This is a genomic window from Bradyrhizobium monzae (assembly GCF_021458635.1).
GTDB lineage: Bacteria > Pseudomonadota > Alphaproteobacteria > Rhizobiales > Xanthobacteraceae > Bradyrhizobium.
In genome coordinates this window covers 259,769-272,530 of sequence record NZ_JAIRDQ010000014.1, presented here as the reverse complement: position 1 = coordinate 272,530, position 12,762 = coordinate 259,769, and the positions used below count along the sequence as shown (strand labels likewise).

The 12,762-nt window shown below is 65.1% G+C and carries 8 protein-coding genes; 5 read left to right on the top strand and 3 right to left on the bottom strand.

From position 1 onward, the window contains the following. Positions 1 to 218 precede the first annotated feature (218 nt). The 3 genes from K3F49_RS35745 (at position 219) to ybaK (ending at position 5,276) form a co-directional block, all read left to right on the top strand. Positions 219 to 1,928 (top strand): NADH-ubiquinone oxidoreductase-F iron-sulfur binding region domain-containing protein, encoded by a 1,710-nt coding sequence (locus K3F49_RS35745; RefSeq protein ID WP_234685549.1) that lies wholly within the window; start codon positions 219 to 221, stop codon positions 1,926 to 1,928. Beyond that, positions 1,925 to 4,693, top strand: coding sequence for a formate dehydrogenase subunit alpha (fdhF, locus tag K3F49_RS35740; protein ID WP_234685548.1), 2,769 nt, complete (start codon positions 1,925 to 1,927; stop codon positions 4,691 to 4,693). The genes K3F49_RS35745 and fdhF overlap by 4 nt, the downstream gene beginning before the upstream one ends. A gap of 109 nt (positions 4,694 to 4,802) precedes the next feature. Then, positions 4,803 to 5,276 carry a Cys-tRNA(Pro) deacylase gene (ybaK, locus tag K3F49_RS35735; protein ID WP_234685547.1) on the top strand — a complete coding sequence of 158 codons (474 nt, stop codon included), beginning with the start codon at positions 4,803 to 4,805 and terminating at the stop codon, positions 5,274 to 5,276. 10 nt (positions 5,277 to 5,286) lie between these two features. Here the strand turns inward: ybaK and K3F49_RS35730 are convergent, their stop codons facing one another. After that, complete coding sequence (locus tag K3F49_RS35730; RefSeq protein ID WP_234685546.1) at positions 5,287 to 5,982, bottom strand: GntR family transcriptional regulator; 696 nt, start codon at positions 5,980 to 5,982, stop codon at positions 5,287 to 5,289. A 158-nt stretch (positions 5,983 to 6,140) separates the two neighbouring features. On the opposite strand from K3F49_RS35730, the gene tcuA reads away from it, so the two are divergent. Both tcuA and tcuB read left to right on the top strand, forming a co-directional pair. Then, the gene (tcuA, locus tag K3F49_RS35725) at positions 6,141 to 7,532 is read left to right on the top strand and encodes an FAD-dependent tricarballylate dehydrogenase TcuA (RefSeq protein ID WP_234685545.1); all 1,392 of its coding nucleotides are present in this window, start codon (positions 6,141 to 6,143) and stop codon (positions 7,530 to 7,532) included. Beyond that, positions 7,519 to 8,625 carry a tricarballylate utilization 4Fe-4S protein TcuB gene (gene tcuB, locus K3F49_RS35720; RefSeq protein ID WP_234685544.1) on the top strand — a complete coding sequence of 369 codons (1,107 nt, stop codon included), beginning with the start codon at positions 7,519 to 7,521 and terminating at the stop codon, positions 8,623 to 8,625. The genes tcuA and tcuB overlap by 14 nt, the downstream gene beginning before the upstream one ends. 4 nt (positions 8,626 to 8,629) lie before the next feature. On the opposite strand, the gene K3F49_RS35715 is transcribed toward tcuB, so the two are convergent. Both K3F49_RS35715 and K3F49_RS35710 read right to left on the bottom strand, forming a co-directional pair. Beyond that, positions 8,630 to 9,319 carry an esterase/lipase family protein gene (locus K3F49_RS35715; protein ID WP_234685543.1) on the bottom strand — a complete coding sequence of 230 codons (690 nt, stop codon included), beginning with the start codon at positions 9,317 to 9,319 and terminating at the stop codon, positions 8,630 to 8,632. Continuing rightward, a complete protein-coding gene (locus K3F49_RS35710; RefSeq protein WP_234685542.1) occupies positions 9,312 to 12,719 on the bottom strand; it encodes an acyl-[ACP]--phospholipid O-acyltransferase in 3,408 nt (1,135 codons plus the stop codon). Before K3F49_RS35710 ends, K3F49_RS35715 begins: the two co-directional genes overlap by 8 nt. Positions 12,720 to 12,762 lie beyond the last annotated feature (43 nt).

The following is a 12,762-nucleotide window of genomic DNA, read 5'->3' as shown; positions in this document are numbered from 1 at the left end:
GTATGGCAGGGCGGCTGCCTGCCCCCTAAAGCATTATAGAGACGTTCTAAATTCTCTCTTGCCTCTGGCATACCAGAGACTAGAGTCGGTTCAATGAGGCTCGATCCGCGGGGCGCGGGAGACGCGTTCCCGAATGATCGTGCCCGGAAATGAGGGTGGATCGCGATGGCAATCCCGCCCTCGGGTCATCGCGCTTTTGAGGAGAACGCGGCGTTTCCATGAGCAGCAACGACGACGTTCACAAGGTCAGGGAATTCGAGCATCCGGGCGAGGGCCGCCGGCGCGCCAAGGCTACGCCCAAGGGCCGGCAGGTCGATCCGACCGCCTTGCATGAGATCGAGCAATTGCTCGGCGACAAGCCCCGGCGGCGCGATCTCCTGATCGAATATCTGCACCTGATCCAGGACAAATATCGCCAGATCTCGGCCGCGCATCTTGCCGCGCTTGCCGACGAGATGAAGCTCGCCTTCGCCGAAGTGTTCGAGACTGCGACCTTCTACGCGCATTTCGACGTGGTGAAGGAAGGCGAGCCCGATATCGCGCCGCTGACGATCCGCGTTTGCGATTCGCTGACCTGCGCGATGCTCGGCGGCGAGAAGCTGCTCGAGGATCTGCAGAGCGCGTCGGGACCCGGCATCCGCGTCGTGCGCGCGCCCTGCGTCGGCCGCTGCGATACTGCGCCGGCCGCGGAAGTCGGCCACAATTTCGTCGACCATGCGACCGTCGCCAATGTGATGGCGGCCGCGAAGGCTGGCGACACGCATGCGCATCTGCCCAAATATGTCGACTACGACGCCTATGTCGCCGGCGGCGGGTACAAGCTGCTGGGTCGCGTGCGCTCCGGCGAATTGTCGAAGGACGATCTGCTGAAGGGGCTCGACGACGCCTCGCTGCGCGGCCTCGGCGGAGCCGGCTTCCCGACGGGGCGCAAATGGCGCGCGGTGCTCGGCGAGCCAGGCCCGCGGCTGATGGCGATCAACGGCGACGAGGGCGAGCCCGGCACCTTCAAGGACCGCGTCTATCTCGAAAGCGATCCACATCGTTTCATCGAGGGCATGCTGATCGGCGCGCATGTGGTGCAGGCCTCCGATGTCTACATCTATCTGCGCGACGAATATCCGGCCTCGCGCGAGATTTTGGAGCGTGAGATCGCGCAGCTCCCCGCGGGCGGCCCGACGCTGCACATGCGGCGCGGCGCCGGCGCTTACATCTGCGGCGAAGAATCTTCGCTGCTCGAAAGCATCGAGGGCAAGCGCGGCTTGCCTCGGCACAAACCGCCCTATCCGTTCCAGGTCGGCCTGTTTGGCCTGCCGACGCTGATCAACAACATCGAGACGCTGTGGTGGGTGCGCGACATCGTCGAGAAGGGCGCCGACTGGTGGAAGGGCAATGGCCGTCACGAACGCCACGGCCTGCGCAGCTTCTCAGTCTCGGGCCGCGTCAAGAACCCCGGCATGAAGCTCGCACCAGCTGGCATCACCGTGCGCGAGCTGCTCGACGAATATTGCGGCGGCATGGCCGACGGCCATCAGTTCTACGCATATCTTCCGGGCGGAGCGTCCGGCGGCATTTTGCCGGCATCGATGGACGACATCCCGCTCGATTTCGGTACGCTGGAAAAATACGGCTGCTTCATCGGTTCGGCGGCGATCGTAATCCTGTCGCAAAAGGACAGCGTGCGTGCGGCGGCGCTGAACCTGATGAAGTTCTTCGAGGACGAGAGTTGCGGCCAGTGCACGCCGTGTCGCGTCGGAACCCAGAAGGCGGCGCAACTCATGCAAAAGCCGGTCTGGAACCGCGCACTGCTGGAAGAATTGAGCCAGGCGATGCGCGATGCCTCGATCTGCGGGCTCGGACAGGCGGCATCGAATCCACTGTCCTCCGTGATCAAATATTTCCCTGACGAGTTCAAGGAAGCGGCTGAATGACCAAGATTACGTTCGAGCTCGACGGCAAGCAGGTCGAGGCCAAACCCGGCGAGACGATCTGGCAGGTGGCCAAACGCCAGGGTCGCGAAATTCCGCATCTGTGCTATTCGCCCGCGCCCGACTATCGCGCCGACGGCAATTGCCGCGCCTGCATGGTGGAGATCGAGGGCGAGCGCGTTCTGGCCGCGTCCTGCAAGCGCACGCCGTCGGTCGGCATGAAGGTGAAGACTGAATCCGCGCGTGCAGTCTCCGCCCAGAAGATGGTGATGGAGCTGCTGGTCGCCGACCAGCCGGCGCGCGAGACGTCGCACGATCCGGATTCGAAGTTCTGGCACTGGGCCGAAACCACGGGCGTCACCGAGAGCCGTTTTCCAGCCGCCGAGCGCTGGGAGACCGATGCCAGCCACCCGGCGATGCGCGTCAATCTCGATGCCTGCATTCAGTGCGGCCTCTGCGTGCGCGCCTGCCGCGAGGTCCAGGTCAATGACGTCATCGGCATGGCCTACCGCAACCATGGCGCCAAGATCGTGTTCGATTTCGACGATCCCATGGGCGAGTCCACTTGCGTCGCTTGCGGCGAGTGCGTTCAGGCCTGCCCGACCGGCGCGCTGATGCCGGCCGTAATGCTCGACGACAAGCAGACCCGCGTGACCTACGCGGACAAGAAGGTGGATTCACTCTGCCCGTTCTGCGGTGTCGGCTGCCAGGTGACCTATGAGGTCAAGGACGAGAAGGTGATCTATGCCGAGGGCCGCGACGGCCCGGCCAACCACAATCGCCTCTGCGTCAAGGGCCGCTTCGGCTTCGACTACATCCACCATCCGCATCGCCTGACCAAGCCGCTGGTGCGGCTGCCGAATGCGAAGAAGGATTCCAACGACCAGGTCGATCCCGCGAACCCCTTCACGCATTTCCGTGAGGCGAGCTGGGACGAGGCGCTCGACATTGCCGCCGGGGGTCTCGTCAAGATCCGCGACGAGAAGGGCGTGAAGGCGCTGGCTGGCTTCGGCTCGGCCAAGGGCTCGAACGAAGAGGCCTATCTGTTCCAGAAGCTGGTGCGCACCGGCTTCGGCTCCAACAATGTCGATCACTGCACCCGTCTGTGCCACGCCTCCTCGGTGGCGGCGCTGTTCGAAGGCCTGAGCTCCGGCGCGGTGTCGGCGCCGTTCTCGGCGGCGATGGATGCGGAAGTGATCTGGGTGATCGGTGCCAACCCGACCGTGAACCATCCGGTCGCCGCGACTTTCATCAAGAACGCGGTCAAGCAGAACGGGGCAAAGCTGTTCGTGATGGATCCGCGCCGGCAATCGCTGTCGCGCCATGCGACCAAGCATTTGCAGTTCAAGCCCGGCTCCGACGTCGCCATGCTGAACGCGATGATCAACACCATCATCACCGAGGGCCTGACCGACGATCAGTACATCGCCGGCTACACCGAGGGGTTCGAGGACCTCAAGGAGAAGATCAAGGAGTTCACGCCGGAGAAGATGGAGGCGATCTGCGGCATCCCGGCGCAGACGCTGCGTGAGGTGGCGCGGACCTATGCGCGCGCAAAATCGTCGATCATCTTCTGGGGCATGGGCATCAGCCAGCACGTCCACGGCACCGACAATGCGCGCTGCCTGATCGCGCTGGCGCTGATCACCGGCCAGGTTGGCCGTCCCGGCACCGGCCTGCATCCGCTACGTGGCCAGAACAACGTGCAAGGTGCTTCCGACGCCGGCCTGATCCCGATGTTTCTGCCGGACTATCAGCCGGTCGGCCGCGACGATCTGCGCGGCGCCTTCGAGAAGCTGTGGGGCCAGGAGCTCGATCCCGTGCGCGGCCTGACCGTGGTCGAGATCATGAACGCGATTCACGCCGGCGAGATCACGGGCATGTATATCGAGGGCGAGAACCCCGCGATGTCCGATCCGGATCTCCAGCACGCGCGCCAGGCGCTCGCGATGCTCGATCATCTCGTGGTGCAGGATCTCTTCGTCACCGAGACCGCGTTCCACGCCGACGTCATCCTGCCGGCCTCTGCGTTTGCGGAGAAGGACGGCTCCTTCACCAACACCGATCGTCGCGTGCAGCTCGCGCGCCAAGTGATCAAGCCGCCGGGCGACGCGCGGCAGGATCTTTGGATCATCCAGGAGATCGGCAAGCGCATGGGCCTGCCGTGGAATTATTCCGGCCCGGGCGATGTCTACACCGAGATGGCGGAGCTGATGCCCTCGCTCGATAACATCAGCTGGGAGCGGCTGGTGCGCGAAGGCGCCGTCACCTATCCGGCCGACGATCCGAACAAGCCCGGCAACGAGATCATCTTCACTACGGGATTCCCGACCGCAAGCGGCCGCGGCAAGATCGTGCCGGCCCATGTCATTCCGCCGGACGAGGTGCCCGACGCCGAGTATCCGATGGTGCTGTCGACCGGCCGCGTGCTGGAGCACTGGCACACCGGCTCGATGACCCGCCGTGCCCAGGTGCTCGACCAGATCGAGCCGGAAGCGGTCGCGTTCATGTCGCCGAAGGACATGCACAAGAAGAAGCTGGTGCCCGGCGATTTCATTCGCCTGGAGACCCGCCGCGGCGCGGTCGAGGTCAAGGTTCGTTCCGACCGCGACGTGCCGGAGAACATGGTGTTCATGCCGTTCTGCTACGCGGAAGCGGCCGCAAACCTGCTGACCAACCCGGCGCTCGACCCCTTTGGCAAGATCCCGGAGTTCAAGTTCTGCGCGGCGAGGGCCGAACGCGCGGAGATGCGCGACGCGGCAGAGTAGATTCCGTCGTCATTGCGAGCGTAGCGAAGCAATCCAGACCGCCTCGGCGGCACGATTCTGGATTGCTTCGTCGCTTCGCTCCTCGCAATGACGGTGGTAAACATCGCTCATGTCCAAAGTCACCCCCGCCACCCGTGCGCTGACGGCCGCCGGTGTCGCCTTCACCGTTCACACTTATGATTACGATCCCGATGCCGAAAGCATCGGCCTCCAGGCCGCCGCCGCATTGACTGAGGACCCGGCGCGCGTGTTGAAAACGTTGATGGCGCTGGTGGATGGTAAGGCGGTCTGTGTCATCGTCCCGTCCGACCAGGAAGTCTCGATGAAAAAGCTCGCCGCGGCCGCGAGCGGCAAGTCGGCTCAGATGATGAAGCCGCCGGAAGCCGAGCGTGTCACCGGCTACAAGGTCGGCGGCATCAGCCCGTTCGGGCAGCGCAAGCCGGTGCGTACCGTGATCGAGCAGAGCGCGCTCGCCCATGCCCAGGTCTATCTCAATGGCGGTCAGCGCGGCTTGCAGGTGCGGATGAAGCCTACCGACGTGCGGGATGTCCTGACCGCGATCGCAGCGGACGTGGTCGCATAGGGCTCTTGTCCTACTGCTTCTGCAACAGCTTGAGCCGGCAGCGCAGCGCCTCGCGGATATGCGCGCGGGCGAGTTGCTCAGCTTTGTCGCCATCGCGCGCGGCGATGGCGTCCATGATGGCCTGGTGCTCGCCGTGGCTGGTCGAGGGGCGGTCCGTCACGGTGAAGGTGGTCGGGCCGAGCAGGGCGATCCAGTCCTGCAATTCCCGCGAAGCGTTGTCGAGATAGCGGTTGCGCGCGGCGCGGCAGATGGCCTCGTGGAAGGCGCGGTTGAGCCTTGCCCTTTCTCTTGCCATCTCGGCTGCATCGGTCTCGGGAGCCTCGACAAAGGCTTGCTCGATGTCCCGGAGCGCGTCGACCTCGGTCGCAGAGGCGTGCTCCGCGGCGAGGCGGGCGGCGGCGCCTTCCATGATCTCGCGCATGGCGTAGAGCTCTAGCACCTCGGAAATGTCGAGGTTGCGGACGATGAGGCCGCGACCGCCGGCCGGCTCGAGAAATCCGCGCGCCGCGAGGCGCCCGAGAGCTTCGCGCACCGGCGTGCGGCTGACCTTGAGTCGCTGGGCGACCTCCTCCTCACGCAGGCGATCGCCGGCGCGGTAACTGCCGGCCTGGAGCGCCTCGCACAGCGAGCGGAACACCGCTTCCCCCAGCGCCACGCCACCGCCACGTGCGATCGCTCCGCCTGCCTTTGCCGGGCGTCTGGCCATAAATCCTCGGGCGCGCCATGCGCATCCTGCCTATGCAGAGATACCGCTTGCTCAGTGTCTGTATATCTTTGTATACAAAAGTACGCAATAGCGGATCGGCTTGACCCGGGCCACCTTCGGGCAGAATGTCTCTATTCTCCTCGCATCGGACAGACGGCATGGGCAGCAAATACGATGTGCTGGTGATCGGCGGCGGCAACGCGGCGCTGTGCGCGGCGATCGCGGCGCGTCGCGCCGGTGCCTCGGTGCTGGTGCTCGAGGGCGCGCCAAAATTCTATCGCGGCGGCAACACCCGTCACACCCGCAACATGCGCTGCGCCCATGATGCCGCCACTGAAATCCTGACCGGTCCCTACACCGAGGAGGAGTTTTGGGAGGACCTGCTGCGCGTCACCGGCGGGCAGACCGACGAGGTGCTCGCCCGGCACATGATCCGGGAGTCCAAGGACATCCTGAACTGGATCGTGGAGCAGGGCGTGCGCTGGCAGCCCTCGCTTGGCGGCACGCTGAGCCTCGGCCGCACCAACTCCTTCTTCCTCGGCGGCGGACGCGCGATGCTGAATGCGCTTTATCTCACCGCCGAGCGGCTCGGCGTCGATGTCGAATACGACGCCGAGGTCACCGGCCTCGTGATCGAGGACGGCATGTTCCTCGCAGCGCGCCTGAAGCGGCCGATCAACGGCGAGACCGAAATCCGCGCGACCTCGCTGGTCGCCGCCGCCGGCGGGTTCGAAGCCAACATCGAATGGCTGAAGCAATATTGGGGCGAGGCGGCAGATAATTTCCTGATCCGCGGCACGCCCTACAACCGCGGCTCGATCCTGAAGATGCTGCTCGACAAGGGCGTGCAGAAGGTCGGCGATCCCACCCAGTGCCACGCGGTCGCGATCGACGCCCGCGCGCCGAAATTCGACGGCGGCATTATCACGCGGCACGACTCCGTCGTGTTCGGCATCGTCGTCAACAAGCATTCGCAGCGCTTCTACGACGAGGGCGAGGACATCTGGCCGAAGCGTTACGCGATCTGGGGCCGCCTGGTCGCGGCGCAGCCCGACCAGATTGCCTACATCATCTTCGACTCCACTGTCGTCACCTCGTTCATGCCGACGCTGTTCCCGCCGATCGCCGGGCAGACGGTCGCCGAGCTCGCCGGCAAGCTGACGCTCGACCCGGCCGCGCTGGAAAAGACCATCGCCGAATTCAACGCCGGGGTGCGGCCCGGCACCTTCGACCACACCATCCTGGATGATTGTGTGACCGAAGGCATCACGCCGGCCAAGACGCATTGGGCGCGCAAAATCGAGACGCCGCCTTATCTCGCCTATCCGGTGCGGCCCGGCATCACCTTCACCTATCTCGGCACGCGCGTGACGAGGGAGGCGCGGATGCTGATGGCTGACGGCAAGCCGTCGGCCAACATGTTCGCGGCCGGCGAGATCATGGCTGGCAACGTGCTCGGCAAGGGCTATGCCGCCGGCATGGGCATGACCATCGGCAGCGTGTTTGGGCGGATCGCAGGACGGGAAGCGGCGAAACATGCACGGAACTAGAATTCTGGACGAAGCTGATCGTCTGATGACGGTCTGCAATTCCTGCCGCTACTGCGAGGGTCTCTGCGCGGTGTTTCCCGCGATGGAGATGCGACGCGCCTTCTCCGACGGCGATCTCAACTATCTCGCCAACCTCTGCCATTCCTGCGGCGCCTGCTACGTCGATTGCCAGTTCTCGCCGCCGCACGAGTTCAACGTCAATGTTCCGCAGACGCTGGCGGTGGCGCGCGCCGAGTCCTATGCGACCTATGCTTGGCCGCAGGCGTTGTCCGGCGCCTTCGCGCGCAACGGCCTGGTCATCAGCATCGTTGCCGCGTTCAGCATGGCCGCCTTCATCTTCGGCTTCGCGGCCCTCAACGACCGCGGCGTGCTGCTTGGCGTGCATACCGGTCCCGGCGCCTTCTACAAGCTGATGCCGCACAACGCGATGGCCGCGCTGTTCAGCGCTGCCTTTCTCTATGCGATCCTCGCGCTGGTCATGAGCGTGCGTGCGTTCGGGCGCGACATCGGCGCACCGATCGGTGGCCGGGCCGATGGCGGCTCGATCTTCCAGGCAATCCGCGACGCCGGCGAGTTACGCTATCTCCATGGCGGCGGGGTCGGCTGCTACAATGAGGACGACACGCCGACCGACCGGCGCAAGCTTTTCCATCACCTGACCTTCTACGGCTTCCTGCTGTGCTTTGCCGCGACCTCGGTCGCCACGCTGTATCATTATCTCCTCGGCCGCGAGGCGCCGTATCCGTGGTGGGATCTTCCGGTCGTGCTTGGCACGCTCGGCGGCATCGGCCTCGTTGTCGGCCCCATCGGGCTGTTCGTCGCCAAATCGCGCCGCGCGCCAGAATTGCTCGACGAGAACCGCTACGGCATGGATGTCGGCTTCATCGCCATGCTGTTCCTGACCGGATCCACGGGCATGCTGCTTCTGCTCCTGCGCGAGACCGCCGCCATGGGGCCGCTGCTGGCGCTGCATCTCGGCGCGGTGTTTGCGCTGTTCATCACCATGCCTTATGGCAAGTTCGTGCACGGCATCTACCGCTTTGCGGCGCTGGTACGTTATGCGCAGGAGCGGCGCAGCGAAGCGGGCTCTTGAGAATTCAAGGGGTCTGGAACCGTCCGTCGTGCAGAAACGCGATCGTCTGCTCGATCGCAACGGTGTGGCGCGGCAGCCCGGTATGGGATGCCTTGACGATGATGTGGTCGGCCATCCCGGCGAGCTTCGCGCTCGCAACCGAAACCCGTCCGTCGTTGGGGCGCGGCAGAACAAAGGCCGACGCGATCGGCGCGATGGTGCGGCATCCGGCGATGATGCCAATCGCATAATCAGGTGACGGCAAATCGGCGAGCACCGGGTCTTGGGTGGTGGTAAGCTGCAAGCCGGCCGGGCCGAAAGCGGCGCGGTAGAGCGGCAGGTCTTTCAAGAGATCGGCGACTTCGCTGCCGCCATTGGGCGTGCCCAGCATCACGACGCGGCCGAGCCGCGCCGGCCGGTATCGCGTGATATAAATCCGCGTAAGCAACCCGCCCATGGAATGGCCGACGAAGTGGATCGCGCCGTCGCACTGTTCGGCAAATGCGGCAATCGGCGCGTGGATCTCCTCCGCGAGTGCCTCGAGCGGCTTCTTGCGGCTGGAATAGTCGAGATTGAGCGTCGCGAAGCCGCGACGCTGTAGCGCTCGATCCAGCTTCTTCAATGTCCAGGAGCCGACGCCGATGCCGCGCAGCAGCACCACGCTGTCGCACCGCGCATGCGCTGGTGCGACAGCCTTGGGTTGCGTGTCACGCAACTTCGCGCTCCGATGCTGCAGTCGCCTGCGCGCGGGCCATCGTCGTTGCCGTGACGTAGTCGGTCTTGCCGGTGCCGAGCAGCGGCACCTTGTCGACGACCATGATGGCCGCGGGCACGGTCAGCTCGGACGCGCCGATCGTCTTGGCCTGAGCCTGCATCGTGCTGCGCTCGGCGTTCTTCTCCGTCGTCAGCAGCACGATGCGCTCGCCCTTGCGCTGGTCGGGGATCGATACGGCGACCGATGCGGCCTGCGGCCACAGCGTCGTCGCGATGCTCTCGACCGCCGACAGCGAGACCATTTCGCCTGCGATCTTGGCAAAGCGCTTGGCGCGCCCCTTGATGGTGATGAAGCCGGCCGGGTCGATCGCCACGATGTCGCCGGTGTCATGCCAGCCCTCGGCGAGCGGCTCGAGCACGCCGGGATTTTCGGCCCTGAGATAGCCGAGCATCACGTTCGGTCCGCGCACCGACAGGCGTCCGCCCTCCTCGATGCCCGGGACCGGATCGAGGCGGCTTTCCATCAGTGGCGACAGGCGGCCGACGGTGCCGGGACGGTTGGCCATCGGCGTGTTCATCGCGAGCACCGGCGCCGTCTCGGTGACGCCATAGCCTTCGAGGATGCGGATGCCGTAGCGCTCCATGAACACTTGCCGGGTGCGGTCCTTGACCGCTTCGGCGCCGGCGATCACGAGGCGCAGAGTGCGGAAGTCGTAGGCGTGCGCCGAACGTGCATAGCCGGTGAGGAACGTGTCGGTGCCGAACAGGATCGTGGCACCGGTCTGGTAGATCAGCTCGGGCACGATGCGGTAGTGCAGCGGCGAGGGGTACATGTAGATCGGGATGCCCGCGAGCATCGGCATCATCATGCCGCCGGTCAGCCCGAAGGAGTGGAACACCGGCAGCACGTTGAACACCTTGTCATTGGCGTTGGCGTCGACCCGCGCCAACGCCTGCGCCGCGTTGGCGAGGATGTTGCGGTGGGACAGCACCACGCCCTTGGGCGTACCTTCCGAGCCCGAAGTGAACAGCACGACGGCCGGGTCGTTGGCCTGGCGGGCAACGCGCGGTGCGCTGCCGGCGAGCAGTCCCTTGATCTTGTCGGACGTGCCGATCGAGGCGCGAACATCCTCGAGATAAACGACGCGCACTTCCGCGGAGATCGCAGCCATCAGCTTGTCGAGCTTGCCCTTCTCGATGAACGCCTTCGACGTCAGCACGGTCTTGACCTGCGCCGCCCTTATGGCGGCGAGGACATTGACCGGGCCGGCGGAGAAGTTGAGCATCGCCGGGACCCGGCCGATGCTCTGCAACGCCATGAAGACGACGGCGACGCCCGCGGAGTTCGGCAGCAACACGCCGACATTTTCGCCGGCCGTCGTGTCGGCTTCGAGCTTGCGGCTCAGGACCTGCGCACCGAGGATCAGCTTGCGATAGGTCAGCTTGGTGCCGAGCGCGTCCTCGACGATGATCTTGCCGGTGTCGCGGTCGCGATAGGCGTGGCCGAGCGCTTCGAACAGCGTGTGGTCGAGCATGGCGTTCTTGACCATCGCGTCGATCATGACGTCCTGGAGTGCGGCGCCCGCAGCATTGCGGCGTGCCTTGCCTTTCAGCGCCGGGTCGACCGGAAGCTTGACCGGCGGCAAGATCGTGACCGTCACCCGCGGAAACCATGAGCGCTTGATCTGGCTGCCGTTGAGATAGCTGAGATGCGAACGCTGCGCACCCTCGATGCGAACCGGCACGATCGCGGCGTCGGCCTTGTCGGCAATCATCGCTGTGCCGTCATAGACCTTCATCAGCGAGCCGGAAACCGTGATGCGTCCTTCCGGGAAGATGACGACCGGTTCGCCGGCGGCGACGAGCTTGATCAGGTCGCGTGCGGCCAGAGGCTTGCTCGGGTCCATGGTGTAGTGCTTGACCACGCGCAGGAACGGCTTGGCCCACCAGGCCTTGGCGATGCCGGTATCGACCGCGAAGCTCGCATCGATCGGCAGTACGGCGTGCAGCAGCGGGCCGTCGATCAGGCTGACATGATTTGGCGCGATCAGCATGCGCGTGCCGGCAGGCGGCAGGTTCTCGAGCCCGCGCACCTCGGTGCGGAACAGCGCACGGAACAGTAGTCCGCCGAAATCCCGCACGCCTTCCTTGCCCCATTTCGTCAACACGAACCACACCGCGCCGAAGCTCGCTACGCCCAGGCCGAGGAATATCCAGCCGACGTGGAGCCCAGCCGCCTGCAACAGCGCGACGAACAGCGAGCCGATCACCATGAAGGCGGCCTGCAGCACGTTGCCGGCGGCGATGATGCGGGCGCGCTCGTTCGGTGCCGACCAGGCCTGCACCGCGGCGAAGGACGGAACGACGAACAGCCCGCCGCCGAACGCGAAGACGACGAAGTCGACCAGCATGCGCAGACCCGCGAACGAGGTTGCGAAATCGACGGCCGCGATGTCGTTCCCCTTCACGGTGACGCCGATGGCCCAGGCAAGGTCGATGCCGGCAAATCCCATCATGATGGCGCCGATTGGGACCAGCGCGAGGTTCGGGCGAACGTGGCTCAGGCTGGCGGCGAACAGCGAGCCGATCGCAATGCCGATCGCGAAGATCGCCAGGCACAGCGTCACCACGCCTTCGCTGCCACCGACGACATCCTTGACCAGCGCCGGCAGCAGCGACAGCACGATCGCGCCGACCAGCCAGAACCAGGAGACGATCACCGTGCCGTCCCACAGCCGGTGGTCGGCGTAGAGCGTCTTCAACAGACTGAGCGTCGAGGTCCAGGGATTGGTATCGACGGGCAGATCAGGCGCCGAGGGCGTCGTTTGCGGAATACGGGAGGCAAAGGCCCACGACAACAGGGCCAGCACGACCACGGCCGATGAGACCCAGCCCATATGCGCGGAGCCGGCCACGAACTGGCCGCCCGCGACGGTGCCGAGCAGGATGGCCATGAAGGTCGCGCCTTCGACCAGCGCGTTGCCGGTCGCGAGCTCACCGAGCTGGAGCTGGTCCGGCAGCATGGAGTATTTCACGGGGCCGAACAGGGCGGCGATGATACCGAACAGCGCAAGCGCGGTGAACAGCAGCGGCACCGAGTGCAGGAAGAAGCCGGCGGCGGCGAAGGCGGCAGCGAAGATCTCGGCGAATTTCAGCCGCCTTGCGACGACCGATTTGACGTATTTGTCGGCGAGCTGGCCGCCGAGCCCGGACAGGATGAAATAGGGGAAGATGAAGACGGCGCCTGCCACCGTCACCAGCGCATCACCATGGCCAGTCGCTGCACTGTAAAGCAGGATGATGACGAGTGCGTTCTTGAGCACGTTGTCATTGAGCGCCGAGAAGAATTGCGCCCAGAACAGCGGCGCAAATCGGCGTGACGACATCAAATCCCTGATCATGACGAGTCCTGTTTTGGAAGGGCAGCCTGAGGTTGTTACGTTG